The organism is Sphingopyxis terrae subsp. terrae NBRC 15098 (assembly GCF_001598815.1).
Lineage (GTDB): Bacteria > Pseudomonadota > Alphaproteobacteria > Sphingomonadales > Sphingomonadaceae > Sphingopyxis > Sphingopyxis terrae.
On the sequence record NZ_BCZQ01000022.1, the window covers coordinates 1 to 26090 of the forward strand.

Below are 26090 nucleotides of genomic sequence, written 5' to 3' on the forward strand. Positions count from 1 at the left end.
ACCAGTTCCTCGAACGCGTATTTCTTGGAGCCGAACGATCCTGTGAGATCGCGTCCCAGCCGATGGGCCGCGCCGCTGGCATGGGCGCATTCATGCAGCGCCGTGCGATGCCAGTTGATGGGCTCGAAGAAGGCCTGAGGCGGCGGCACCGTCACATAGTCAGGTCCCGGCGCGTAGTAAGCCCGGTCGCCGCCGATGCGAAAGTCGATCCCGCTCGCCCGGATCAGCGCGTCGACCGTGGGTTCGATCAGCCCGGGTTCGGGCGCCGGCACGGCGGCCACGAGGTCCTCAGGCAGGCCGTCACACTGAGCGACGTTGAAGACCGTGAAGCGCTTCAGGAACGGGATCGCCTGTGCCTCGTCGCCGGTCTCTCGCGCACGACGGCGTTCATCGTCCGGCACGAAGCGGTCGGCATAGACGACGGTCGTGCCGCGCTCGCCCTTGCGGACATTGCCGCCGAGCGACAGGGCCTGGCGGAAGGTCAGCCAGCCTTGGCTCGGGAAGCCAAGTGAGATCACTGCGCCCCAGAGCATCAGCACATTGACCCCCGAATAGCCGCGCCCGGTTGCGGCGTTGGTCGGCATGGCGAGCGGCGCCTTGGCCGCAGCCGTCCCCCAGGGCTGGACCCAGGGCAACCGTCCGGCCTCCAGTTCGGCCAGAATCTTGCCGGTGATTTCGTCATACAGGCTCTTCCGGTCGGCGATCGGCCGGCCGCGTGGATCACGTTTCGACATCGCGGGTCTCCGCGACGGGTGCCAGAAGCCTCTCTCCCAGCCTTCAACCCGTCACGGCACAGCCGGCCTGCACTCTCTCTCTCGGGGGGCGTTGCGGGGCTCCCCGCTAGACACGGGTCGGCAGAGACAAAGTTCAGCCGCAGGGGAAGGCTTTCCCCTCAGATCCTGGGAATGCTCACGATACCAATCAGCGGACCATTGACTACAAATCTGCCGAGGCTGATGATGCCAATCAGCCGGTAGTCGGAGATGTCATGTTTCAGCGATTCGTTGAGCGGAGGGCGGAGGAGGCGCTTGCAGACACGCCGGTCGTCCTCATCGTCGGACCGCGCCGGGCCGGCAAGACGACGCTGGTGCGAAAGATCGGAGAAACCGGCTGGGCCTACCGCACACTCGACGACCAGACCGTCCTTGAGGCCGCCCAGTCCGACCCGGCCGGGTTCATCCGAGGTCTGGATCGCGCCATCATCGACGAGATCCAGCGCGCGCCCAATCTGTTGCTGGCGATCAAGAAGACGGTCGACGAAGATTATCGTCCTGGGCGTTTCCTGCTGACCGGCTCGGCCAATGTGCTGACCTTGCCGCGCGTCGCTGACAGCCTCGCTGGCCGGATGGAAACCATTCGGATGCTGCCCTTGGCTCGGGCGGAAATCGAAAGCCGAGCACCGACCTTTCTGGAACGCCTGTTCGAGGGGAATTTGGAGAGTCAAAGCGCCGCCATTGTCGGCGACGAGTTGGTCCAGCTTGCGTTGCGCGGCGGCTTTCCTGAGGCGATCAGCCGCGATAGCGAACGCCGGCGACAAGACTGGGCGCGTTCGTATCTCACCTCGATCCTGACCCGTGATCTGCGCGATATCGCTGAAGTGGAGAAGCTCACCGAACTCCCCAAGTTCGTGCGTCTTCTCGCCGAACATTCCGGCCAGCTCGTCAACTATTCCCAGCTTGCGAGCGGCATCAACGTCAACCACAGGACCGGTCAGCGCTATGTCGGTCTGCTCGAACAGGTGTTCCTGATCGCGACCCTGCAGCCATGGTTCACCAATGCGCTCAAGCGCATCGTTAAGACGCCCAAACTGCATTTCCTTGATTCCGGCCTGCTGGCTGCCGCGCGCGGGCTGACTTTCGATCGGATCAAGGCGGATCGGGGGACATTTGGCGCGCTGCTCGAGAGCTTCGTGTTCTCCGAAGTGCTGAAGCTGATGACGGCCTCAGACCTGCGTCTGACGCCACATCATTTCCGCGATCGGGACATGCGCGAGGTCGACATCGTGCTCGAGCGCGATGACGGCATGATTGCCGCCATCGAGGTGAAGGCGAGCGCAACGGTCAAGGCCAGCGACTTTTCGGGCCTGCGCGCATTGGCCGAGGCTTGTGGGGACCGCTTCGCGTTTGGCGTCGTCCTCTACGACAGCACGGATGTCGTGCCGTTCGGAGACCGCCTGGCGGCCGCGCCACTATCGTGTCTGTGGGCGTGAGGAAAAGCCGATGAAGATAATCGACAACACCTCACTGCTTCTCGGCGATGACCTAAAGGCGACGTTGGGGCGTGGCGCTCGGATCAAGATCGCAGCGTCCTGCTTCTCGATCTATGCGTTCGAGGCCCTGAAGGCGGAGTTGTCGAAGGTCGAGAGCCTGCAGTTCATTTTCACAGCCCCGACCTTCGTCGCGACGGATGTGACTGACCGCCTCCGCAAGGAGCGGCGAGAGTTCTTCATCCCAAAGACGACGCGAGAGCGGGGGCTCTACGGCACCGAGTTCGAGATTCAGCTTCGCAACAAGCTCACGCAGCGCGCAGTCGCGCGCGAGTGCGCCGAATGGATACGAAAGAAGGCTCGCTTCAAGTCGAACAAGACTAAGGCACCGATGCAGCAGTTCATTCACGCAGGATCGGAAGCCCGCGACGTCGCCTACATGCCGATTAGCGGGTTCACGGCCGTTGACCTGGGCTATCAGAAGGGCGACGCCGTCTCGAATCTCGTTACGCGCATCGACGATGCGGCGCACACACAGGTCTATCTGCAACTGTTCAATCAGATCTGGAACGATGAGGACAAGGTCAGCGACGTCACCGCCGCCATCTGCGACCACATCGAGTCCGTCTACCAGGAAAATTCACCTGAACGGATCTACTTCCACATCCTCTACAACCTATTCCAGGATTTCCTCGAAGAGATTGATCAGGATGCGCTGCCAAACGATCTGACCGGCTACAAGGACAGTCTCGTTTGGAACAAGCTGTTCAACTACCAGAGGGATGCTGCCACTGGTATCATCAACAAGCTGGAGATGCACAACGGGTGCATTCTGGCGGACAGCGTCGGCCTCGGGAAAACCTTCACCGCGCTCGCGGTCATCAAATATTACGAACTGCGCAATCGGTCGGTGCTCGTCCTGTGCCCGAAGAAGCTTGCGGACAATTGGCGCAACTACAACACCAATCTGACCACGAACATCTTCGCCAAGGACCGCTTCAACTACGACGTCCTGAGCCACACCGATCTCTCCCGCACCTCAGGAGAGGCGTTCGGGATTCCGCTGAACCGCGTGAACTGGGGTAACTACGATCTCGTCGTCATCGATGAGTCGCACAATTTCCGGAACAACGATGTCTTCAAGGATCGGGAGACCCGCTACCAGAAACTGATGAACAAGGTCATCCGCGCCGGCGTGAAGACCAAGGTTCTGATGCTGTCGGCGACGCCGGTGAACAACCGGTTCAACGACCTGCGCAATCAGCTCGCGCTGGCCTATGAAGGGGATTCAGAAAACCTCAGCCGCAAGCTGAAAACCAAGACCGGGATCGAAGAGATTTTCCGGCGCGCCCAAAAGGCGTTCAATGCCTGGTCGGATCTGCCGCCGCACGAGCGAACCGCAGCCGCAATCCTGAAGGCCCTGGACTTCGATTTCTTCGAGATGCTCGATGCCGTGACGATCGCCCGGTCGCGCAAGCATATCGAGACTTTCTACGACACCAAGGATATCGGAAAATTCCCCCAGCGCCGAAAGCCGCTGTCGTACCAATGCCCGATCACCCATCGCGCAGATGTGCTCGGCCTCAACGACATCTTCGGCAGCCTGTCGGTGCTCAAGCTCGCCGTCTACGCGCCGATCAGTTACATCCTGCCGAGCCGGCTTCGGAAGTACGAAGAAATCTACGACACCCAGGTGGAGGGCGGTCGCGGCAAACTGCGCCAGGCTGACCGTGAGCGGAGCCTTCAGGCTCTTATGACCACCAACCTGCTCAAGCGGTTGGAGAGTTCGGTCGAAGCCTTCCGGCTCACCCTGCGGGCGCTGAGCGGCAACATCGCGCAGACGCTCAAGGCGATCGACACCTTTGAGCGCACGGGCGCCGCCGCGAGTGTGACAGACCATCTTGGCGATCCGGGTTTTGATCCCGACGACGACGATCTGAGCGGACTGGATGAGTTCACGGTCGGCAAAAAGATTCAGATCAGTCTGTCGGACATGGACCTTCCATCGTGGAAGCACGACCTCGCCGCGGATCTCACGCTGATCGGTGACCTGATCGCCTCGATGGACAAGGTGATTCCCGAGGATGATGCCAAGTTGCAGCATCTGAAAGACGTCATCACCCGCAAGGTCGCTGACCCGCTCAACCCCGGCAACCGCAAGGTTCTGATCTTCACGGCCTTCGCGGACACGGCAAAGTATCTCTACACCAATCTGGCGGAAGCGTTTCTCAAGTCGCACGGCCTGCACTGCGGCATGGTCACCGGGTCCGACACGCCGAAGAGCACGCTGAAGAAGAGCTATGATTTCCAGTCGCTGCTGACACTGTTCTCGCCGCGCGCGAAGGAGAAGCACCTGGTCCTGCCGCACGAAACCGGCGAGATCGACATCCTTATCGGGACGGACTGCATCTCCGAGGGGCAGAACCTTCAGGATTGCGACTATCTGATCAACTACGACATTCACTGGAACCCGGTTCGTATCATCCAGCGGTTCGGGCGCATCGACCGCATCGGGTCACCCAATGCGCAAATCCAGCTCGTCAACTACTGGCCGGACATCTCGCTGGATGAGTACATCAATCTCAAGGAACGCGTCGAAAACCGCATGATCATCGCGGACGTCACGGCGACCGGCGATGACAATGTGCTGACCGCCAAGAGCAGCGACATCGCCTACCGGAAGGAGCAGCTCAAGCGGCTCCAGGAAGAGGTGATCGAGCTGGAGGACGTGCGAACCGGGATCTCTATCACGGACCTCGGCCTCAACGATTTCCGCATGGACCTTCTGAACCACATCAAGGAGCACGGCGACCTCGAGCATCTGCCGAATGGCATGCACGCGGTGGTGCCGGCGCAACCGGCGCTCGGCCTGAAGCCCGGTGTGATCTTCGCACTGAAGAACATCCACGACAGCGTGAACATCAACCAGCAGAACCGTCTGCACCCCTATTACCTCGTCTATGTTGGCCACGACGGTGGCGTCATCATCGACCACACCGAGGTCAAGCGCCTGCTCGATCTGATCCGCACGAGCTGCAAGGGCCAGGCGGAGCCGATCCGGGCGGTCTGCCAGCTGTTCAATGAGCGGACGCAGGACGGCCGCAAGATGGAGCAGTGCTCCACGCTTTTGAGCGCCGCGATCCGCTCGATGATCGAGGTCAAGGAAGAGAAGGACATCGACAGCCTGTTCAGCGGCGGGCGGACCACAGCGCTGGTCCACACCATCGCTGGGCTCGATGACTTCGAACTGATCGCCTTCCTCGTGATCGAGGAGGGGCCTGCATGACGGTCGCCTTCTTCGATTATCCCAAGGCGGCCGCTTTCGGCCGCGTTGTCCCCAAGAGCCGCATCTATGAGCATGCTGGCGCCAGCACGGCGCTCCGGGACCTGTTCGTGACCCAGGTCGACCAGATCGTCTGGAAGTACAAGCTGGCGCCGGAAACGACCAACCTCGCGGCGACGAAGGCCGTCAGCGAGATCCAGGTGTTTGGCATCAGCCTGCGCACCGGCAAGTTTGACGAAGAGGTCCTGCGGGCGATCGACCGGGCGATCCCGTTCCCGCTGATTTTCGAGCTCAGCTGGATGGGTAAGCGAAAGGCGGTGGCTGCCTTCAAACGGCCGAGCGATGCCGATTCCACCAAGTGGGTTGTCAGCGGTTATTTCGCGACCGATTGGGCGCCTGACGACGCAGCGCGCCGGCCGCTGCCGGTCGCGCTCAACCTTGGCGGCCTCTACGACGCCCTCATCACGGCGTTGATGCCAAAGGCCACCGTCGAAGCGGAGCGCGCTGGCGAGGACATACAGACGCGGGTGGCGCGAATGGAGGCCATCCGGGCCAAGACGCGGGAGGTGGACCGGATCAAGGCCAGACTGGCCCGCGAGAAGCAGTTCAACAAGCGCGTGGCGATCAATGCCGAGTTGCGCGCCGCAAGGCGGGAACTGGAGCGTCTTTCCGGCGCAGCTCCCGTCACTGCCGCGACGAATGAGTAAGGGAATGACGATGGACAAGCTGAAGATGCACAGCCCTGACCTGAGCCAGGAGAACATCGCGAAGATCCGCGACCTGTTCCCCAGCTGCGTGACCGAGGCACGCGACGAGGTGACGGGGGCGGTGCGTCTAGCGGTAGACTTCGATCAGCTGCGCCAGGAGCTGAGCGACAACATCGTCGAAGGGCCACAGGAGCGGTACCGGTTGGACTGGCCCGGAAAACGCGAGGCGTTGATCACTGCGAACTCCCCCCTCTCAAAAACCTTACGACCTGCACAGGACGAAAGCGTCAACTTCGACACGACGAAGAACCTCTTCATCGAAGGCGACAACCTTGAGACCCTGAAACTGCTACAGGAAACCTATCTCGGTCAGGTGAAGCTGATCTACATCGACCCTCCCTATAATACTGGCAAGGACTTCATCTATCGGGACAACTTCACCGCAGCCAAAGAGCAGTTCGAGATAGACGCGGGGGAGAAAACTGCCGAGGGCGGGCGTCTGGTGGCGAACCCGGATACGCGCGGTCGATATCACTCGGACTGGATGTCGATGATCTATGCGCGTCTGACGGTCGCGAAGAGGCTCTTGAAGGATGATGGAATTATCCTCGTCAGCATCGACGACTACGAACAGGCTGCGCTCCGAAAGTTGATGGATCAGGTCTTCGGCGAGGCAAACTTCGTAGCTCAACTGGTCTGGGAGAAAGGCCGAAAGAACGATGCAAAGTTCTTTTCCGTTGGTCACGAATACATGATTGTTTTCGCTAAGAACGTGACGCGGCTACGCGAGAAGCAAGAAATTTGGCGGGAAGAGAAGCCCGGTGCGCGCGATATATGGGCCGAATTCGTCAGGCTACGCGAAGTTCATGGTGATAACTTCAAGGCGATCGAGGGTGACTTTTCTCAATGGTACTCCGACTTGCCGAAGGGGCATCCTGCAAAGAAGTGGGCGCGGTACAAGCGGGTCGATGAAAACGGTCCATGGCGAGACCGCGATATATCTTGGCCCGGTGGTGATGGACCGAGGTATGACGTGATTCACCCAGTGACAGGGCTTCCCTGCGAAGTCCCCGAAGCGGGCTGGAGATATTCAACGTCGCAGGAGATGCAGCGACAGATTAAGCTCGGACTTGTCGAGTTTCGCGACGACCACACACAACCACCTTTCAGGAAGGCCCATATTCGACCGATCCCCGAAGAGGCGGATGGAAGCCAAGTCGACTCGAACGATATTGATGACGACAGCGAAGAGGACGCGGATTTCGCCACCCAGGTTCGTGGGTCGTATTTCTACAAGCAATCTCAAGTCTCGGTAAAATACCTGCGTAAGCTCATGGGGGCGAAGGTCTTCACGAACCCCAAGGATCACGATGAGTTGGCAAAACTGATCCAATATATGACGCCGAATGATCGGGCCGCGCTCGTGATGGACTTCTTTGCTGGATCGGCCAGTACCGCCGAAGCTGTCTTCCGGGCTAACGCCACCTATGGAACCAACCACCGTTTCATCATGGTGCAGCTCCCCGAGGATTTGCAGGAAGCAGAAGCCTCGACCACGGGGACTGCGAAGAAGACGGTCCAGGCCGCAATAAAGCTCATGAAGAAGAAGGGTCGACCGCTCGTCCTGTCCGAAGTGTCTAAGGAACGCGTGAGACAGGCTGGGGCAGCGGTGTTGTCGGAGACTTGCGATCCGGGTTGGAATCGCGATGTCGGCTTCCGGGTCCTGAAGGTCGATACGTCCAACATGCAGGACGTCTATTATCGCCCGGACCAGCTCGATCAGAAAGATCTGCTCACCGCCATCGACAACATCAAGCCCGATCGCACACCTGAGGACCTGCTGTTCCAGGTGCTCGTCGACTGGGGCGTGGACCTGACGCTGCCGATCAAGCGCGAGACAGTGCAGGGCAAGACCGTGTTCTTCGTGGACGGAAATGCACTGGTCGCCTGCTTCGAGACCGGCGTGACGGAAGAACTGGTGAAGGAGCTTGCTGCCCGCGAGCCGCTGCGCGTCGTGTTCCGCGACAATGGTTTCGTGTCCGATGCGGTGAAGATCAATGTCGAGCAGGTCTTCCGCCAGGTTTCGCCCGGCACCGACGTCAAGTCGATTTGAGGGGGCGGGCGTGAAGCTGAAATTCAAGGTCCAGCCCTATCAGACGCAGGCCGTGACCGCGGTCGTGGACTGCTTCGCCGGGCAGCCAATGTCGAACGGGATCACCTACCGGATCGATCCGGGCCGGAAGGCGCAGACGAGCGCCTTCGAGGAAGGGTTCAAGAACGCCGATCTGGCGCTGACCGAGCTTCAGGTGTTGGCCAACATCAAGGACGTCCAGCGCCGCCAGAACCTGCCTGTTTCCGACAAGCTGGTCACCAGCGCCGGATGCCGGATCAACCTCGACATCGAGATGGAGACGGGGACCGGCAAGACCTATTGCTACATCAAGATGATCTTCGAGATGAACAAGCGCTACGGCTGGTCGAAGTTCATCATCATGGTGCCGTCGATCGCCATCCGCGAGGGCGTCCACAAGTCGCTGCAGATCACCGCTGACCATTTCACCGAGAGCTACGGCAAAAAGGCGCGTTTCTTCATCTACAACTCCAAACGCCTGCACGAGCTGGAGAGCTTCTCGTCGGATGCCGGCATCAACGTGATGGTCATCAACATCCAGGCGTTCGCGGCGCGCGGCGCCGACAACCGCCGCATCTATGAGGAGCTGGACGACTTCCAGTCGCGCAAGCCCATCGATGTGATCGCCAGCAACCGGCCGATCCTGATCCTTGACGAGCCGCAGAAGATGGAGGGCGCGGCCACGATGGAGGCGCTGCCGAAGTTCAAGCCGCTGATGATCCTGCGCTACTCGGCGACCCACAAGACGCAGCACAACCGCGTTCACCGGCTCGATGCGCTCGACGCCTATAACCAGAAACTGGTGAAGAAGATCGCCGTCCGGGGCATCCAGACTCGCGGACTCGCCGGAACGAACGCCTATCTTTACCTCGAGGGGATCGAGATATCGAAAAAGGCGCCCGTTGCGCGGCTCGAGATCGAGGTGAAGCTCGCGAATGGCGAGATCAAGCGCCAGCTCAAGCGGCTGGAGTTCCGTGACGATCTGTTCGCCGAGTCCGGCGAGTTGGATCAATACCGCGACGGTTTCACGATCTCCCAGATCGACGCGCGCAACGACACGGTCGAGTTCACCAACGGCGTGGTGCTGCGGGCCGGGGAGGCGACCGGCGACGTGTCCGAGCGCGACATCCGGCGCATCCAGATCCGCGAGACGATCAAGGCGCATCTCGACAAGGAAAAGCAGCTCTTCGCGCAAGGGGTCAAGGTCCTGTCGCTGTTCTTCATCGACGAGGTCGTGAAGTACCGCGACTACACGCAGGCCGACGAGAAGGGCGAATATGCCCGCGTTTTCGAGGAGGAGTACGAGCTTCTCAAAGCGGAATATCTGGCTGAGCTGGCGATCGATAACGACGACTACCGCAAGCACCTGGCCAGCATCGACGCGGCCAAGACGCACAACGGCTATTTCTCGATCGACAAGAAGACCAACCGGCTGAAGGACCCTGCCGTCGGCGCGCGGTCGGTCGATTCAGACGACGTGGACGCCTATGACCTGATTCTGAAGGACAAGGAACGGCTGCTGTCCTTCGCAGAACCGACGCGGTTCATCTTCTCGCATTCCGCGCTGCGCGAGGGCTGGGACAATCCCAACGTCTTCGTCATGTGCATGCTCAAGCACAGCGACAATACCGTTTCGCGGCGCCAGGAAGTGGGCCGTGGGCTCCGCCTGTCGGTCGACCAGAACGGCGACCGGATGGACAACCCCGCGGTCGTCCATGACATCAACGTCCTCACCGTCGTCGCCAGCGAGAGCTACAAGAACTTCGTGGCCGGCCTCCAGAAGGAGATCGCCGACACGCTGACGTCGCGCCCACGCAAGGCGACGGAGGCTTATTTCACCGGGAAGACCATCACGACGGATGCGGGGCCGGTGGAGATCACGCCGGCCATAGCGAAGCAAATCTACCGCTACCTCGTGAAGAACGACTATTCTGACGACGCGGACCAGATCACCAGCGCCTATCATCAGGCGAAGGAGGCCGGAACTCTGGCGGCCTTGCCCGAGGAGCTGAAGGCGCATGCCGATCAGATCTTCCAGCTCATCGACAGCGTTTTCAGCGACGCGCAGCTCCCGAAGGTCGAGGACGGCCGCAAGCCGAAGCTCAATCCGCTCAATGAGAATTTTGAGAAGAAGGAGTTCCAGGAGCTCTGGCGGCGCATCAACCAGAAGGCCGTTTATCGGGTCGAGTTCGACTCCGAGGAATTGGTCCGCAAATGCGTCAGCGCCCTCAATAGTCAGCTTCGCGTGACGCCACTCCAGTACACGGTCCAGACCGGAATCCAAGGCGATGGGCTGACCGATGAGCAGCTCAAGGCAGGTGATGGTTTTGCCCTGACAGGCTCAACAACCGAGCGCGGCGGATCAGTCCATTCTCTCGTGAAGTACGACCTCCTCGGGAAGATCGCCGAGAACACGGAACTCACACGTAAGACCGCGGCCGAGATCCTGACCGGCATCCAGGCAAGCGTGTTCGGGCAATTCAAGGAGAACCCCGAGCACTTCATCGCCGAAGCATCGCGGATCATCGCTGAGCAGAAGGCCACAATGGTGATCGAGCGGTTGGCTTATGACGGGCTGGCCGAGCGCTACGACGTCGATATCTTCACCGCGAACCAGACTGGTCAGGACTTTTCCAAGGCCTCCGCCAAGCTCAAGCGGCACGTGTACGATTACGTGGTCACTGACTCCGAGATCGAACGCAAGTTTGCCGACGAGCTGGATACTGCGAGCGAGGTGGTGGTCTACGCCAAGCTGCCACGCGGCTTCCTGATCCCGACGCCGGTGGGCGACTACAACCCCGATTGGGCGATCTCTTTCAAGGAAGGAAGCGTCAAGCACATCTACTTCGTCGCCGAGACCAAGGGCACCATGTCCTCGATGAAGCTCCGCGAGATCGAGAACACCAAGATTGCGTGCGCCCGGAAGTTCTTCGACGAAATCGGGCGACGCGTGTCCGAGGATCGGGTCAAATATGACGTGGTGACGAGTTACGAGAAGCTCATGGACATTGTGGGCCGGACTGCCGCATAGGATGAGGGGGGCAGTGTTCATTTTGGAAATCTACGCCAGCGGCTTCCGATGCTTCTTCCCTGCCGCTCACAAAGCCATTGGCAACAAGCCGCCGATAACGCTGCAGAAGCGGTCAGTGGCAAAGGGCCAGTCCCTGCTCGCGGGGGCTGGCTAGCAGCCAGCAAGGCAGTCTAGAGACGAGGAGCGGCTCAATGCAATCGTCTCCGGTTCGGACTGGCTTTCGAGAAATTCGATGATGGCCCTGCTGAACACGTCGTTGTCGTCGCCGACAACCATGTGTCCAGCGCCCGAGACGTCGGTGAAGCGCGCGCCAGACACCATCGCACAGAACCGCTTCGCAGCCTCCATGGAAATCAGGTCGCTGGACCCGCCCCGCACGAGGTGGACCGGTAGCTTGAGCGTGCTTGCAGCAGCCTTGGCCTGTGCATAGTCCTTCTCCCTGCGTCCTGTCATCCCGCTCAGAAAGCCGGGATCCCAATGCCAACGATAACGCTGGTCCGGGTCGAGACGGAGATAGCTCTTTAGCCCCTCGCTTGCGCCTCGCTTCTTGCGGTTCGGCATATAGTCTGCGATCGCCTCTGCGGCTTCATCGTATGACGCGAAGCCGCGCTCCACATGGGCGTTCATGAAGCCGACAATCCGCGAAACTCCATCGGGATCCATCTCAGGAGTGACATCGACCAGCGTCAAGGAAGCGAAGCTGCCCGGACGCAGCGCGCCTTCAGCCACCAATGCAGCCAATCCGCCAAGGGATGCGCCGATGACATGCGGCCGCTGTCCCAGCCTGTCGCAGACCGCGAGGATATCCTTGCCGAAATCGGCAAAGCGGTATTGGTCGGGGGCAGCCCAGTCGCTCTCGCCATGGCCGCGCATGTCGATCGCAACCGAGCGAAAGCCGTGCTGCGCCAACTGCTGCATTGTCTTGCGCCAGGTGCGCCGAGTTTGCCCTCCACCGTGCGCCAGTAATACGGGCGACCGACCATGACCATCGCCGACAAGGCTTGCCGCAATGGCGATGCCACCGCTTCCGTCAAACGTCATATGCATGGGGTCTTGCTCAGTGCTGAAGCTTTGGCAGGTGCAGCACCAGACCATCCAACGCCGGAATCATGGGAATCTGGCAAGCAAGCCGACTGGTCTCGGTGGCCCCCTCGGCGAACTGGATCAGATCGTCTTCCATGCCACCTTCTTCAGGCAGTCCAACCTGATTGATCCAGGCGTGGTCGACATGAACATGACAGGTGGCGCAGGCACAGACGCCACCGCAATCTCCGTCGATCCCGGGCACGTTGTTGAACAACGCCGCCTCCCGCGCGGTCAGACCCTCGTCGATTTCCACCGACCGGCGACTGCCGTCGGCTGAAACAAAGATTACCTTGATCATTCGGAAAATCCGTATCGCAGGAGAACAGTGAGTTTCAGAGCGCGTGGAGTTTCACGGGCAGTCGGGTGATCCCGCGCACGAGGTTTGAAAGCAATCGCTCCGGTTCGCCAACCACTTCGACCAGCCGGTAGCGCTTGAGAATCTCTTCCCAGATGATTCGCAGCTGCAGTTCGGCAAGACGGTTGCCCATGCAGCGGTGAATGCCGAACCCGAACGAGAGATGGTGGCGGGGGTTTTTCCGATCGATGATGAACTCGTCGGCCCGCTCGATCACGCTTTCATCGCGGTTGCCCGACAGATACCACATCACCACTTTGTCACCCTTCTTGATGGCCTTGCCGCCAATCTCGGCGTCCGCCAGCGCGGTGCGACGCATGTGGGTGAGCGGTGTCTGCCAGCGGATGATCTCGGGAACCATGCTTGCAACAAGCGCGGGATTTTCGCGCAGCTTCTGATATTCGCCCGGGTTCTGGTTCAGGGCCAGCACGCCGCCACTGATCGAATTGCGGGTGGTGTCATTGCCGCCCACAATCAGCAGCAGCAGATTGCCGAGAAATTCGAGGAACGGCATGTCGCGGGTCGCGGGGGACTGCGCCATCATCGAAATGAGATCATTGCCGCCCGGTTTGTTGATCCGCTCGTCCCACAGGCCCTTGAAATACATAGCACACTCGATGAGTTCCGCGCGGCGCTGCTCGAACGACTCGACGATACCGGTTTCGGGTGACGCAGTCGTCACGTCCGACCAGCGGGTCAGCTTCGCGCGCTCATCCCAGGGGAAATCAAAAATTGTCGCAAGCGTCATGGTGGTGAGTTCGACCGAGACCAGCTTGACCCAGTCGATCTCTTCACCCACTGGCAGCGAATCGAGAATGGCGCCCGCCCGCTCGCGAATTGTGGGCTCAAGCAGCAACAGGTTCGATGGTGCCACCACCGGGCTGACCGCCTTGCGCTGCTGATCGTGCTTGGGCTGATCCATTGCGATGAACATTTCAAGTTCAAGCGCGCCTTCGACGCTGTGCATGTCCTGCACCGCGATGCCGCCCAGCTTGGCTTCCGATGAAAACACCTTGTGGTTGGTGTCAACCGCCATGATGTCGTTGAACTTGGTTACCGACCAATAGGGTCCAAACCGGCTCTCCGCACAATAATGCACCGGATCTTCCCGGCGCAGCCGGGCAAAATATTCTCCCACCGTGTCATTCTGGAACAGGTGGGGATTTGCGACATTGATCTCGCCAAGCGGGATCGAGTCGACGGATTTGTACTGGACCGTTTCCTGAGCTGCCACAGTCGCCATGGACAAGACCTTTCTCGTGGGAGTCCATTAGGGCGGAAAGACCGGAAATGTCAATAAACCTTATCAGCTTTATTCAGCCAGGTTGCAGCAGCGGCTGGGCGGAGAGCCGCGAACCCGGAATTCGCCGATTTTCGGCCGATTTTTCAACGTTCGCGCGCTGTGACGGAGGTGCTGGACAGCATCGCGGATAAATGCTTATACTTTTTTATGTCTCCTGCCCCCCAGCGATCGCCGGATGAAAATGCGCCGGCGGCAAACAAGGCAAAGCGCGCATTGCAAGTCGCGCAGGCCATCGTGTCCGATATCCAGCTCAACGCCCGCGAAGCCGGAGATCGCCTCCCGCAAGAGGAGGATATGCTGGCGCGTTACGAAGTGGCGCGCGCAACCTTGCGCGAGGCGCTCAGGTTTCTTGAGCTGCAGGGGGTGATCCAGCTGCAACTGGGCCGCGGTGGCGGACCGGTTGTGTCGCGGCCGCAGACCCGCGATTTTGCCAGCTCGCTGTCGCTCATCTTGCAATTCATGGATACCGATTTGCGGGCCCTGCTCGAACTGCGCGAAGCGATCGCGCCCGATATGGCGGCAAAAGCGGCAGCGCGGGCAACCAATGCCGATCTCGCCGCACTAGGCGATTGCTACGCCCAGCTCGAGCGTGACCGCGAAACCGCCGCCTTCGAGGAAACCAACCGGCGCTTTCACGATTTGCTGGGTTGGGCAAGCGGCAACCCGACATTTGGATTGCTTACATCGGCACTGCATTTGCTGACTCGCGATCTCGCCGTGGAATTGGGTTATTCCGCGCAGGAGCGGGCTAACCAACTGCGTTGCCTGGCGCGCGTGCTCAACGCGGTGCGCCTGCGCGATGCCGATGGCGCCCGCCGCCACATGGCGCGGCTGGTCACGGGATCGTCGGCATATCTGGCTGCCCGCAGTCCCGAACTCGTTTCCCAAAAGGTCAGATGGGGAGACCCAGGCTAAACCAGCACTTTTGGAGAGGACAATGGCACTGAACAGTCGAATTTGCGGAATGCTCAAGATCGAGCATCCGATCCTGCTGGCCGGCATGGGCGGTGCGAGCGTGCCGAGGCTGGCCGCTGCGGTTTCCAACGCCGGTGGGCTGGGTGTGCTGGGCGCGGCGGCGTGCTCGCCCGAGCGCCTGCGCAGATGGATTCGCGAGACCCGCGCGCTAACCGACAAGCCGTTCGGGGTCGATACCTTGCTGCCCGCTTCGGTCCGCCGGGGCAAGGCACCGGAAACCGGGGCAGCCCCGGCCGATCCGATGGCGGTTTTCGGCGAATATCAGCGGTTCGCCCGCGATTTCATGGCCCGTGAAGGACTGGGCGAAGTCGATTCCGTTGCGGCGATGCGCGCTGCCGCCGGGGCGGAAAGCGAAGGTGGTCCCCCGATGTTCTCGAAGGAATTCTTCGAAGCGCAGATGGAGGTGGTGATCGAGGAAAAGGTGCCCGTCTATGCGGCCGGACTGGGCAATCCCGGGCCGTGGATGGATCGCCTGCACACCAACGGCACGATCGTGATGGCGGTGGTGGGCAAGGTCAAACACGCCTTGCAGGTGGTAGAGTCCGGGATCGATATGATCGTCGCCCAGGGTCACGATGGCGGCGGCCACAATTCGCCGATCGGGACGATTTCGCTGATCCCTCAGGTGGTCGACGCCGTGGGGGACCGGGTCCCGGTGCTTGGTGCCGGCGGCATCAGCGACGGGCGCGGAGTGGCGGCGGCCTTCATGCTCGGTGCCGAGGGAGCCTGGGTCGGAACGGCCTTCCTCGCGACCGAGGAAGCCGGGATCGAGGATTTCCAGAAGCAAGCCATTGCCGAGAGCGGTGACGGCGACACGGTGGTCAGTCGCTCGATCACTGGCAAGCCAGCCCGGATGATCGCCAACAAGTGGGCCAGTGCATGGATCGAAGCGGGCAAGGAGCCGCTGCCCATGCCTTACCAGTCGATGATTGCCGGCCCGGTCATGGCGGCGGCGATCCGCGACAAGCGGATGGATGTGCTTCCCGGGTTTGCGGGACAGGGCATCGGTTTGATCAAATCGGTTCGCCCCGCCGCCGCGGTGATGCGCGATCTGGTGGCCGACGCAGAGCGGGCTCTGGCCCGGGCTCAGGATTTTGGCTGATCGCGGGCGTCAAACTGAAGGATGTGGAACTGGCATGACCTTTTCCGACAAGACAGCAATCACCGGGATTGGCGAAACCGATTTCGTCAAGGGAGCCGAACGCACCGCCGTCGACATGATGCTGGAGGCGGCGCGCAAGGCAATCGCCGATGCCGGCCTCAAGCCTGCGGACATCGACGGCATGGTGCCTCCGCCGATCTATACCACCAGCGAGGAACTGGCGGCTAATCTCGGTATAGACGTGCTGCGCTATGCAGCGACGGTGCACATGGGCGGCGCCAGCCCGACCACTGCGCTGCAGAACGCCGCGATGGCGATATCCGCGGGGCTGTGCGACCACGTGCTCGTCACGCTGGGCTGGAACGGCTTTTCGGCGCTCCGGCCCAAACCGGGCGCGCCGCGGACCCGGTCGATGAACATGAACACCCTGACCAACACGATCCAGGGCTACTACATTCCCTACGGCGTGTTCTTGCCGGTGCAGATGTACGCCTGGCTGGCGATGCGGCATTCGCAGCTTTATGGGGTGGGGCCGGAAGCAACCGCCGCCATCGCCCTGGCTTGCCGCAAGCACGCCCAGCTCAATCCCAAGGCGTTCACCTACGGGAAGCCGCTGGACCGTGAGACCTATCATGCGGCGCGGTGGATTTCGGAACCGTTCCGGCTTTACGATTGTTGTCTCGAAACCGATGGGGCCTGCGCGGTCGTGGTCTCGCGACTCGATCGCGCGCGCGACCTGCGACACGTTCCGGTGACGATTGCGGGTGCCGCCGAAGGGCATCCTTACCCAGCCGATGATATTCCGTCCCGGCACGATCCGTTCAAGATCGGCCTGTCCTATGCCGCCCCCAAAGCTTTCGAGATGGCCGGCGTTTCGCGCAGCGACATGGATTTCCTCCAGGTCTACGATTGCTTCACCTATGTGGTGCTGCTCCAGCTTGAGGCGATGGGCTATTGCGAGCCGGGCGGCGCGCTCGATTTCGTCAAGGATGGCCGGATCGAACTCGGTGGAACCTTCCCGCTGAACACGCACGGCGGCCTGCTCGCCGAAGCCCACGTCTGGGGTCTCAACCACGTGGTCGAAGCGGTGCGCCAGCTGCGGCACGACTGCGGCGAGCGTCAGGTCAAAGGGGCGCAGACTGGGCTGGTCACTGGCTGGGGCGATCTCGGCGACGGCAGTATTGCCATCCTGCGGAGGTTTGGCTGATGGACGAAGATCTTTCTCCCAAGGCGCGCGCCGCCGCCGCTGCTGCGCCGGCCAAGCCGCAGCCTCGCCCGCAAGACCTGGTCGAGCAGGAATTCTGGAACCGGTGCCAGGATGGGCGCCTTTACTTCCAGAAATGCGGGGGTTGCGGGTCGTGGCGGCACTTGCCGCGCTACATGTGCGCGCGTTGCGGCTCGCCTGACTTTGCGTGGGAACAAAGCTCGGGCAAGGGCACGGTGTTTTCTTGGACCGTCGTGCATCAGGCGCTGCACCCCGCCTTCGCGGCGGACATTCCCTATGTTGCCGCGGTGGTCGAGCTCGACGAGGGGGTCCGCATGGCCACCCGTTTGGTCGATTGCCCGATCGATGCTGTCCGGCTCGACCTGCCGGTGGCACTCGCGTTCGAGACTATCGGCGATGACTTCCGCCTGCCTGTCTTCCGACCGGCCTGAAAGGACGCTGTGCAATGGACCTGAGTTATGGCCCCGACTATGAGACGTTCCGCGAAGAGGTGCGCGGCTTCATCGCCGCCAATCGCCATCTCGCACCAAAGAATGCCGGTCGTGCGGCCCGCCCGTCGAAAGAAGGCGTGGCCTGGCAGAAGCTGCTGATCCAGCATGGCTACACCGCGCGCACCATTCCGCGCGAATACGGCGGGTTTGGGGCCGAGCCCGACATTCTCAAGTCCCGGATCATCGCCGAGGAGTTTGCGCGCGCCGGTGTGCCCGGCGGACTCGCCAATCAGGGCATTTCGATGCTGGTGCCGACCTTGCTCGAACTTGGCACCGAAGAGCAGAAGAGGCGCTGGATCGCGCCGACTTTGGCCGGCGATGTGGTGTGGTGCCAGGGCTATTCCGAACCCGGATCCGGATCGGACCTCGCCAGTCTCAAGACCAGCGCCCGGGTTGAAGGCGACGAATTCGTCGTCAACGGCCAGAAGATCTGGACCAGCACCGCCAAGGAAGCGGACATGATCTTCTGCCTGGTGCGGACCGAAGGGGACGCAGCCAAGCACCAGGGGATCAGCTATCTGATCTTCCCGATGAACACGCCGGGGATCGAAGTCCGCCCGCTCAGGACCATGACCGGCCATGCCGAATTCAACGAAACCTTCTTCACCGATGTGCGCGTGCCGGTCGATCAGATCGTCGGCCAGCGCGGGCAAGGCTGGTTCGTCGCCAACGCCACGCTCGGGCACGAACGCGGGATGCTGGGCGATCCCGACGCACTGGAGAACCGGCTGCTCGCGCTGATCGAACTGATGAAGGTGGAGCAGGTCGGCGGTGCACGGGTGATCGACCTTCCGGCCCTTCGCGACCGGCTGGTGGCGCTACAGGCCGAAGTCGCGGCGATGAATTACAACGGGATGCGGATCCTATCGAACCAGATCAAGGGCGAGCCGGGCGGCATGGCCAAGCTGATTGTCAAGCTCCAGGCCTGCGAGCTGGCCCACCAGATTTCCGCTTTGGCGATCGACGCGCTGGGCGAATTGGGAATCCTCTACAACGGCAGCGCCCACGAGCGCGCAAACGGCAGCTGGCAATGGAACTACATGTTCCAGCTTGGCCTGATCATTGGCGGCGGAACCGCCCAGATCCAGAAGAACATCATTTCGGAGCGCGGCCTCAACATGCCGCGCGAGCCGCGCCTGGACCTGCCCAAAGGTCCGTCCGCGCAAGGAGGGCAGTGATGGATTTCGGACTTTCGCTGGAACAGCAGATGCTGGCGGAAAGCGTTACGCGGCTGATGCGCGAACTGTGTCCGCTTGATCATGTCAGGCAAGTGGCCGAAGGCGGCAGCGCGGTCAGCGCGCAAAGCCAGGCCGCGCTGGCCGAATTGGGGCTGCCCGGGCTGGTGGTGCCGGAGGTCCATGGCGGCCTTGGCTTGGGACTGCTCGATGCAGCAGTCGTCGCCACCGCGCTGGGGGAAGCGGTGGCGCCGGTGCCGTTCTGCGCTCGCCACGTTATGGCGCCGCTCGCGCTGATCGCGGCCGGATCCGAGGCGCAGCAGGCCCAATGGTTGCCGCGCATCGCGGCTGGCGAGGTGCGTTTCGGCGTCGGGGTGCATGAGCAGGTCTCCCGCCGCGATGGTTCGGGCGTGCGTTGCACCGGTGGCGCGCTGACTGGCACGGCGCTGTTCGTGCTCGATTGCGCGGAGGCCGATCACCTGATGATCGCCGATCAAACCGGGCGGCTGCACATCGTTTCGGCGCAGGCAGACGGGTTGGAACTGACTGTCCTCAAGACGATCGACGCGACGCGGTCGGTCGGCGAACTGCGGCTTGCTTCGACCCAGGCGGAAGCCCTGGCCGACGACGGCGGTGCGGCGGTGCGGCGGGTGATCGCGGCGGGGCGAATCCTGCTCGCGGCAGACAGCCTGGGCGCTGCTGATGCGATGATCGCCCAGGCGGTCGCCTATGCCGGGCAGCGCGAACAGTTTGGCCGGGTGATCGGCAGCTTCCAGGCGGTCAAGCACATGTGCGCTGAAATGGCCGCGAAGAACGAGCCGTGCCGGTCGCTGGTGTGGTATGCGGCCCATGCGTTTGACGCAGTCCCAGCCGAAGCGGAACTGGTCGCCTGTCATGCCAAGTCGCACACCGGCGAAGTAGGCCGCTTTGTCGCTCGCACCGCGACCGAGGTGCACGGCGGTATGGGCTTCACCGACCTGTTAGGGCTGCATTACTGGTTCAAGCGGATCGGTTTCGACCGGCAGGTGCTGGGCGGCCCCGAGGCGGTCCGGGAAGAGGCTGCGATATTGCAAGGCTGGACTGCAAGAGCGGCCTGACGGAGCGAGGGGACAGTTCGGATGGCGCAGTGGAATCTTGGTGACATTCTTGATGCGATCGAGCCTGCGCTTCCCGCAGACACCCCGGCGCTGATTCACGGCGCGCGAGTCATCACCTGGGCCGAAATGGGTGCGCGGTCGAACAATATCGCCCGGTCGCTTGCGGCCCATGGCCTCTCGCCGGGAGCCAAGGTGGCGTTCTACATGCGCAACCGCCCTGAATACGGCGAACTGATGGCGGCTTGCTTCAAAGGCCGGTTCACCCATGTGAACATCAACTATCGCTACCGCCCCGAGGAGGTGTTCTACATCTTCGACGATTCCGACAGCGAGGCCATTTTCTACAGCGCCGAATTCCGCGATTGCATCGTCGAACTGAATGACCGGCTGACCAAGGCCAAGGTCTTCGTCGAAATCGGCGACCGCGCGACCAAGGCCCCCTTCGCGCTTGCCTACGAGGACTTGGCGGCAGCGGGTGATGGCTCGCCATTAGGGATCGAACGGTCACCGCACGATGAACTGTTCATCTACACCGGCGGGACCACCGGCATGCCCAAGGGTGTGGTCTGGCGTCACACCGATATGCGCGAAGCCCAGCTCGATGCGCAGCGCCTGCTCGCCCCAGTGCCGGACAGCCTCGACGAAGCCGTCGCCATGATCCGCGCCGAAGGCCCGGGTCGGATGACCCTGCCGGCCTGCCCGATGATGCACGGGACAGGCTTCATCACCGCGATCGGGACGCTCGCCTCGGGTGGTTGCCTTGTCACGCTGGACAATCCCTCGCTCGATGCGGTCGAGTTGTGGGAAGCGGTCGAACGCAACAAGGTGCAGTCGATCGCGATCGTCGGCGATGCCTTCGCCAAACCGATGCTCAAAGCCCTCAATGATAACCCTGGCGGTTTCGATACCTCAAGCCTGATCACCATCGTTTCGTCGGGGGTGATGTGGAGCAAGGAGGTCAAGGAGGGCTTGATCGGGCATATTCCGCAAGTGGCCCTGATGGACAGCTTTGGCGCTTCGGAAGGGCTTGGTTTCGGGCGCTCGATTACGACTGCTGCCGGGACCACGGAGACGGCGAAGTTCACCATCGGCGGATCCTGTGACGTGTTCGACGAGAACGACCAACTGGTCCGCCCAGGCACCGGCACACCGGGTTTTATCGCCCTCAAGGGACCGATCCCACTGGCCTATTACAAGGATCCCGAAAAATCGGCACGGACTTTCAAGACCATCAACGGGGTCCGCTACTCGATCCCCGGGGACTGGTGCACGGTCGAGGCCGATGGCAGCCTGACCCTGCTCGGCCGGGGCAGCGTCTGCATCAACACCGCTGGCGAAAAGGTCTATCCCGAAGAGGTCGAGGAAGTACTCAAGACTCATCCGGCCATCGAGGATGCGCTGGTCGTGGGGGTCGCCGATGAGAAGTGGGGCCAGGCGGTGACCGCAGTGGTTCACCTTGCCGCGGGCGAGACGCTCGATGAACCGGCCGTCAAGGAGCATGTCCGCAGCAAATTGGCGGGCTACAAGACCCCCAAGGCCGTGTTCGCTACCGCGATGGCGTTGCGTGCGCCCAACGGCAAGGCCGACTACAAGGGCGCGGCAGACCTTGCCGCCAAGCTGAGCGCCGCCCAATGAGCGCACCCGATCCAGACTGCGACGCACTGATCATCGGTGCGGGATTCAGCGGAATCTATTTGCTCCACCGGCTGCGTCAGGCCGGGTTTCGCACAAGGCTGATCGACGCGGCCGCCGAGCCGGGCGGCATCTGGTACTGGAACTGCTACCCCGGCGCCCGCGTCGATTCGCACGTCCCGATCTACGAATTCTCGCTGCCCGAGTTGTGGCAGGACTGGACCTGGAGCGAACGGTTCCCTGGCGGCGGAGAGCTGCGACGATATTTCCGCTACGTGTGCGACAAGCTGGAGCTCTGGCCCGACATGGCCATGGGGACGCGGGTGTCCGGTGCCCGCTTCGATGCCGAAAGCGATATCTGGCGTGTCGATACGGCGCAAGGTGAGCAGGTCAGCGCCCGCTTCCTGCTGCCTTGTGCAGGTTTTGCCGCCAAATCCTATACTCCGGACATTGCCGGCCTGGAGACGTTTGCGGGTGAACGGCACCACACCGCGCACTGGCCGCAGGGCGGCCTTCGGTTTGCCGGGAAGCGGGTGGCGATCATCGGCACCGGGGCGAGCGGCGTGCAGGTGGCGCAGGTAGCCGCGCGCGACGCCGCGCAGCTGACCCTGTTCCAGCGCACCCCGATCCTGGCTCTGCCGATGCAGCAGCAGCCGCTGAGCCTTGAGCAGCAAGCGCAGGAAAAGGCTGCCTATCCCGCGATCTTTGCCAAACGGCAGACCTCGAACGGCGGCTTCGACGCCGATCGCATGGAAATCAGCGCGCTCGATGTCGATGCAGCCGAACGCACCGCAACCTTCGAACGTCTATGGCAAGCCGGCGGCCTGCGGTTCTGGTACAACAATTTCTCCGACCTGCTGACCGACGAACGGGCCAACCGCTTTGCTTACGATTTCTGGCGCGAGAAGGTCCGCGCGCGGATTGCCGATCCCTTGCTTCACGAGGCATTGGCGCCGATGGAACCGCCGCATCCCTTCGGCACGAAACGACCCTCGCTCGAACAGAGCTATTACGAGATATTCGCACAGGACAATGTGTCGCTGGTAGATCTCAAGCGCGATCCGATCGAGCGTGTGGCCCCTGGCGGTATCGAGACCGCGAGCGGCCTGATCGAATGCGACATTATGGTGTTCGCCACGGGGTTCGATGCCGCCAGCGGCGGGCTGATCGACATGAATCTGCGCGGCACCGAGGGCTTTAACTTGGGTGAGGCGTGGAAGGACGGGGTACGCGCCTATCTGGGCAATTCCGTTTCCGGGTTCCCCAATATGCTGTTCCACTACGGCCCGCTGAGTCCATCCGGCTTTTCCAATGGTCCGACTGCGGCCGAGCTGCAGGGCGACTGGACGACCAATTTCCTGGCTCACCTGAGGAGCGCGGGGATAACACGGTTCGAGCCCGATCCGGCAGCGGAGCGCGAATGGACCAACATGGTAGAACAAATCGGTGCGATGACGCTCTTTCCCAAAGCTAAGTCCTGGTACATGGGCGATAACATTCCAGGCAAGAAGCGCCAGCTGATCAACTTCCCGAGCGTATCAACCTATGCCCAGATCTGTGCCGACGTTGCCGCAAATGGCTATCGCGGCTTCAGTCTCGCTTCTTGAACGTTTTGATCGGAAAATACCTTGTTGAGTGACATAACGAACGGTCTTGGCGATATCGATCCGGAATGGGCGCCGAACCCTGAAGAACTGCCCCGCTGGTTTGTCGATGCGCTTGCCGTTCCGCGCGAGGACGGCTTCATTGAGGTCGATGGCACGAGCATTCACTATTTCCGGTGGGGGCAGCGCGGTAAGCCACCCGTGCTGATGACCCACGGCTTCCTCGCCCACGCGCGCTGCTTTGCCTTCATCGCGCCATTCCTTGCGAACGATTACGACGTCGTAGCCTACGACCTGTCTGCCATGGGCGACAGCGCGGTGCGCGAAAATTGCGACATGGCTGCGCGCGGCCGGGAAATGATCGGGGTGGCACGGGCGCTGGGTCTGTTGGATGGTGACAGGAAACCAGCGATCTTCGCGCACAGCTTCGGCGCCAGCGTCGCGCTGGAGGCGCTTGGCCAGTTGCCCGGCGGCTTTGCCGGTGCAGCCATTTGCGACATGATGACCCTGCGCCCCGCCATGCTCGAAGCATTCTGGGCAGGCGGCCACACCAGCCCGGGTTCAGGCAATCCCGACAAGCCGCAGCGCATTTACCCGGACTTTGCGACTGCCCGCAGCCGCTACAAGCTCTCGCCGCCGCAGCAGGTCGGGGAGCCGTTCCTCATGGATTACATGGCCTATCATTCCCTGCGACGGGTCGAAGGCGGCTGGAGCTGGAAGTTCTCGCCTGCGGTGTTCAATCGCGACAATTCGCGTGCCGATTGGCTAGCGATCGGCCCTAAACTCGTGGCTGCGCCGGGCCGTAAGGCGATCGTGCATGGCGAGGAAAGCCTGCTGTTCACGCGAGACTCGCGGAATTTCGTGCACGAACTTGGCGGAACCGACATCCCGATCATTGCTGTTCCAAGAGCGCGTCATCACTTGATGCTCGATCAGCCGCTGGCGCTTGTGACAGCAATTCGCGCCTTGCTGGCGCGATGGCACGAGACCGACCCGGATTGAGACCCGGAGGTTCTAAGCCAGGTCAGCCGACAACTTCGACCACAGGGCCATAACCGGCATTGTCGGGTATGACGAGCACGCGCTGGCCGTTCCGCTCTTCAAGCCGCGGAAGCACAGTGACAAGTGGCCGCCCCTGGGCGCGCCGCAGGCAGTCTGCCGCATCTCTTGCTTCTGCAAGCAATTGCACATTCATTCGGGTGGGGAAAATCACCGTTCGCTCACCGCTTTCGGCCAGGCGCAGGACCTGCTGCGGAGCGATCCATTCGGCATCGACGGTTTCATGACCGTCACAGGCTGCGACCTGATTGGCGGGGGCATGCACAACGTAGAAAAAAGTGTCGAAACGCTTGGGCATGATCGGCGGCGTAATCCAGCGGGCAAATATGCTCAGAGCGTCAAGCCGCAATTGAACATCTAGGTCACGGGCCACGTCCAAGAAGGCGAGATCGCCTCGATCCACCGCGCTGCGAACTTCCGGTTTGCAACTGTCTTCGAAAAGCCTTCCGTCACGGTGGTGGGCAAGGAGAATTCCCGCCTCTTCGAAAACCTCGCGGATCGCGGCAATCCGAAGCGTCCGCTGAACCTCGTCGAATTGGGTCCATCCGCTGCAGTGTTGGGCCCAGGCGGGATCTGCATCACCTTCATGCAATTTGCCGCCCGGAAAAACGAGCGCTCCAGAAGCAAAGTCGATCTGCTGATGGCGTTTGACCATCAGCACCTGAAACTCGGGCTCATCGCGTAGGAGCAGAATCGTCGCCGCAGGCCGAGGTTCGTGGACTGTCCTGTCGTTTTGCATTTTGGCCTCCCTTTTGCTGATTTGAGGTGGTCGGGTTTTTCCGACAGGTTGTCAGCTTGAATAAGCTCCCCTGTTGGGTCTTGCGCCGCCAGTTTAGGTTTCAGATCAGGCGTGGCATGCCCCGCCTGATCTGAGATTTCGATTTGCTCATATGCCTCTCTTGGGGTTTGACCGGCAAGGTTCGAATGCAGGCGGTGGTTAATGTAATAATTGAACCAGCTTCCTAGCCTGCGCGCAGTTCTGTGCCGGTCTCGAAATCGTTCAGATAGATGCACTCGTATTTGAGAGATCGCCACAGCCGCTCGATCAATACATTGTCCATCCAGCGCCCCCGGCCAACCTGGTAACAAGCAGAAGGATCGTCGTTTCTTTTACTGAACCTGGACGCTCACTCTGATTGCACCAAACTGGCTGCAATTTTATCTAGTATAATTCCCAACGATTCCATCTCGTTGTCTGATATGTCTGCCCAGGTTTGATCGTGCAGCCGGTCCGCCTCATGGCGCAGCAGCGGCACCAGTTGATAGGCCGCGTCGCAAAGATGCACCTGCCACACTCTTCGGTCAGTGTGATGTGGCCGCCTTTCCACCAGGGCCAGTCCTTCAAGGCGGTCAATCGCCTGTCCCACCGTGGCGCGCTCTAGGTCTAGCAGGCGGGCAAGGTCTGATTGGGTCAGGCCTTGCTGCCGGAGAAGATAGGCAATGATCCGCCATTGCGTCCTTGTCAGCCCGGTGCGGGCGATGCGGCGCTCAAAGGCTTGTCGCAGGGCCCGCGTGATCTCCTCCATCCGGAAGATGATGTCGTCACGCGGCGTCAGCAGCGATTGGGCCAGGCCCTGTTCTGTCGAAATCGCACGCTGCGGCATGTCGTCATCATGCTCGGGCATTGA

The 26090-nt window shown here is 61.5% G+C and carries 20 protein-coding genes and 1 pseudogene; 14 read left to right on the forward strand and 7 right to left on the reverse strand.

What is annotated here, in order from left to right; genetic code table 11:
- Positions 1-734 (reverse strand): ArdC family protein (locus STE01S_RS14240; RefSeq protein WP_062768787.1); only part of this gene is annotated, 734 nt, incomplete at its 3' end.
- Positions 735-988: 254 nt separating this feature from the next.
- Here STE01S_RS14240 and STE01S_RS14245 point away from each other — a divergent pair.
- The 5 genes from STE01S_RS14245 to STE01S_RS14265 are packed head-to-tail and all read left to right on the forward strand — an operon-like array spanning position 989 to position 11358.
- Positions 989-2209 (forward strand): ATP-binding protein, encoded by a 1221-nt coding sequence (locus tag STE01S_RS14245; RefSeq protein ID WP_062768790.1) that lies wholly within the window; start codon positions 989-991, stop codon positions 2207-2209.
- A 10-nt stretch (positions 2210-2219) separates the two neighbouring features.
- Positions 2220-5492, forward strand: coding sequence for a helicase-related protein (locus tag STE01S_RS14250; protein ID WP_062768793.1), 3273 nt, complete (start codon positions 2220-2222; stop codon positions 5490-5492).
- Positions 5489-6196 (forward strand): DUF4391 domain-containing protein, encoded by a 708-nt coding sequence (locus STE01S_RS14255; protein WP_062768796.1) that lies wholly within the window; start codon positions 5489-5491, stop codon positions 6194-6196. The genes STE01S_RS14250 and STE01S_RS14255 overlap by 4 nt, the downstream gene beginning before the upstream one ends.
- Positions 6197-6206: 10 nt before the next feature.
- On the forward strand, positions 6207-8309 hold the full coding sequence (locus STE01S_RS14260) for a site-specific DNA-methyltransferase (protein WP_062768879.1): 2103 nt from the start codon (positions 6207-6209) through the stop codon (positions 8307-8309).
- Between the two features lie 10 nt (positions 8310-8319).
- A complete protein-coding gene (locus STE01S_RS14265) occupies positions 8320-11358 on the forward strand; it encodes a type III restriction-modification system endonuclease (RefSeq protein ID WP_062768799.1) in 3039 nt (1012 codons plus the stop codon).
- Between the two features lie 150 nt (positions 11359-11508).
- Here STE01S_RS14265 and STE01S_RS14270 read toward each other — a convergent pair whose 3' ends face one another.
- Genes STE01S_RS14270 through STE01S_RS14280 form a run of 3 tightly spaced genes read right to left on the reverse strand, consistent with a single transcriptional unit; the run spans position 11509 to position 14042 of the window.
- Complete coding sequence (locus STE01S_RS14270) at positions 11509-12399, reverse strand: alpha/beta fold hydrolase (protein WP_255265965.1); 891 nt, start codon at positions 12397-12399, stop codon at positions 11509-11511.
- Between the two features lie 16 nt (positions 12400-12415).
- Positions 12416-12742, reverse strand: a complete 327-nt coding sequence (locus STE01S_RS14275) for a 2Fe-2S iron-sulfur cluster-binding protein (protein ID WP_062768805.1) — start codon at positions 12740-12742, stop codon at positions 12416-12418.
- A 34-nt stretch (positions 12743-12776) separates the two neighbouring features.
- The gene (locus STE01S_RS14280) at positions 12777-14042 is read right to left on the reverse strand and encodes a cytochrome P450 (protein WP_062768808.1); all 1266 of its coding nucleotides are present in this window, start codon (positions 14040-14042) and stop codon (positions 12777-12779) included.
- Between the two features lie 159 nt (positions 14043-14201).
- On the opposite strand from STE01S_RS14280, the gene STE01S_RS14285 reads away from it, so the two are divergent.
- From STE01S_RS14285 to STE01S_RS14325, 9 genes are read left to right on the forward strand one after another with little or no spacing between them, the layout of a single operon-like run.
- Entirely contained in the window at positions 14202-15017 is an 816-nt protein-coding gene (locus tag STE01S_RS14285; protein WP_255265966.1) for a FadR/GntR family transcriptional regulator, read from the forward strand.
- Positions 15018-15039: 22 nt separating this feature from the next.
- Entirely contained in the window at positions 15040-16179 is a 1140-nt protein-coding gene (locus STE01S_RS14290) for an NAD(P)H-dependent flavin oxidoreductase (protein ID WP_062768811.1), read from the forward strand.
- Positions 16180-16213: 34 nt separating this feature from the next.
- Positions 16214-17386 (forward strand): thiolase C-terminal domain-containing protein, encoded by a 1173-nt coding sequence (locus tag STE01S_RS14295; protein ID WP_062768814.1) that lies wholly within the window; start codon positions 16214-16216, stop codon positions 17384-17386.
- On the forward strand, positions 17386-17835 hold the full coding sequence (locus tag STE01S_RS14300) for a Zn-ribbon domain-containing OB-fold protein (protein WP_174531842.1): 450 nt from the start codon (positions 17386-17388) through the stop codon (positions 17833-17835). Before STE01S_RS14295 ends, STE01S_RS14300 begins: the two co-directional genes overlap by 1 nt.
- A gap of 14 nt (positions 17836-17849) precedes the next feature.
- Positions 17850-19073, forward strand: a complete 1224-nt coding sequence (locus STE01S_RS14305; RefSeq protein ID WP_062768817.1) for an acyl-CoA dehydrogenase family protein — start codon at positions 17850-17852, stop codon at positions 19071-19073.
- Positions 19073-20167, forward strand: a complete 1095-nt coding sequence (locus STE01S_RS14310; RefSeq protein ID WP_062768820.1) for an acyl-CoA dehydrogenase family protein — start codon at positions 19073-19075, stop codon at positions 20165-20167. The genes STE01S_RS14305 and STE01S_RS14310 overlap by 1 nt, the downstream gene beginning before the upstream one ends.
- Positions 20168-20188: 21 nt before the next feature.
- Positions 20189-21802 (forward strand): acyl-CoA synthetase, encoded by a 1614-nt coding sequence (locus STE01S_RS14315; protein ID WP_062768823.1) that lies wholly within the window; start codon positions 20189-20191, stop codon positions 21800-21802.
- Positions 21799-23406, forward strand: a complete 1608-nt coding sequence (locus STE01S_RS14320) for a flavin-containing monooxygenase (RefSeq protein WP_062768825.1) — start codon at positions 21799-21801, stop codon at positions 23404-23406. The genes STE01S_RS14315 and STE01S_RS14320 overlap by 4 nt, the downstream gene beginning before the upstream one ends.
- 24 nt (positions 23407-23430) lie before the next feature.
- Positions 23431-24405, forward strand: coding sequence for an alpha/beta fold hydrolase (locus STE01S_RS14325; RefSeq protein WP_212743770.1), 975 nt, complete (start codon positions 23431-23433; stop codon positions 24403-24405).
- A 22-nt stretch (positions 24406-24427) separates the two neighbouring features.
- Here STE01S_RS14325 and STE01S_RS14330 read toward each other — a convergent pair whose 3' ends face one another.
- The 3 genes and pseudogenes from STE01S_RS14330 to STE01S_RS14335 form a co-directional block, all read right to left on the reverse strand.
- Positions 24428-25201, reverse strand: a complete 774-nt coding sequence (locus STE01S_RS14330; RefSeq protein WP_062768831.1) for an NUDIX hydrolase — start codon at positions 25199-25201, stop codon at positions 24428-24430.
- Positions 25202-25347: 146 nt separating this feature from the next.
- Positions 25348-25538 (reverse strand): annotated as a pseudogene (locus STE01S_RS20840) (integrase core domain-containing protein); the annotation flags it as partial.
- A gap of 51 nt (positions 25539-25589) precedes the next feature.
- On the reverse strand, positions 25590-26087 hold the full coding sequence (locus tag STE01S_RS14335; RefSeq protein WP_212743771.1) for a MarR family winged helix-turn-helix transcriptional regulator: 498 nt from the start codon (positions 26085-26087) through the stop codon (positions 25590-25592).
- Between the last annotated feature and the right edge of the window lie 3 nt (positions 26088-26090).

Excerpts from the sequence above, each read along its gene's own strand:
- STE01S_RS14335 (WP_212743771.1), bottom strand. The coding sequence starts at position 26,087 with ATGCCCGAGCATGATGACGACATGCCGCAGCGTGCGATTTCGACAGAA.
- STE01S_RS14315 (WP_062768823.1), top strand. The coding sequence starts at position 20,189 with ATGGCGCAGTGGAATCTTGGTGACATTCTTGATGCGATCGAGCCTGCG.
- STE01S_RS14330 (WP_062768831.1), bottom strand. The coding sequence starts at position 25,201 with ATGCAAAACGACAGGACAGTCCACGAACCTCGGCCTGCGGCGACGATT.
- STE01S_RS14255 (WP_062768796.1), top strand. The coding sequence starts at position 5,489 with ATGACGGTCGCCTTCTTCGATTATCCCAAGGCGGCCGCTTTCGGCCGC.
- STE01S_RS14275 (WP_062768805.1), bottom strand. The coding sequence starts at position 12,742 with ATGATCAAGGTAATCTTTGTTTCAGCCGACGGCAGTCGCCGGTCGGTG.
- STE01S_RS14290 (WP_062768811.1), top strand. The coding sequence starts at position 15,040 with ATGGCACTGAACAGTCGAATTTGCGGAATGCTCAAGATCGAGCATCCG.
- STE01S_RS14295 (WP_062768814.1), top strand. The coding sequence starts at position 16,214 with ATGACCTTTTCCGACAAGACAGCAATCACCGGGATTGGCGAAACCGAT.
- STE01S_RS14250 (WP_062768793.1), top strand. The coding sequence starts at position 2,220 with ATGAAGATAATCGACAACACCTCACTGCTTCTCGGCGATGACCTAAAG.
- STE01S_RS14280 (WP_062768808.1), bottom strand. The coding sequence starts at position 14,042 with ATGGCGACTGTGGCAGCTCAGGAAACGGTCCAGTACAAATCCGTCGAC.
- STE01S_RS14310 (WP_062768820.1), top strand. The coding sequence starts at position 19,073 with ATGGATTTCGGACTTTCGCTGGAACAGCAGATGCTGGCGGAAAGCGTT.
- STE01S_RS14245 (WP_062768790.1), top strand. The coding sequence starts at position 989 with ATGTTTCAGCGATTCGTTGAGCGGAGGGCGGAGGAGGCGCTTGCAGAC.
- STE01S_RS14300 (WP_174531842.1), top strand. The coding sequence starts at position 17,386 with ATGGACGAAGATCTTTCTCCCAAGGCGCGCGCCGCCGCCGCTGCTGCG.
- STE01S_RS14270 (WP_255265965.1), bottom strand. The coding sequence starts at position 12,399 with ATGACGTTTGACGGAAGCGGTGGCATCGCCATTGCGGCAAGCCTTGTC.
- STE01S_RS14320 (WP_062768825.1), top strand. The coding sequence starts at position 21,799 with ATGAGCGCACCCGATCCAGACTGCGACGCACTGATCATCGGTGCGGGA.
- STE01S_RS14260 (WP_062768879.1), top strand. The coding sequence starts at position 6,207 with ATGGACAAGCTGAAGATGCACAGCCCTGACCTGAGCCAGGAGAACATC.
- STE01S_RS14305 (WP_062768817.1), top strand. The coding sequence starts at position 17,850 with ATGGACCTGAGTTATGGCCCCGACTATGAGACGTTCCGCGAAGAGGTG.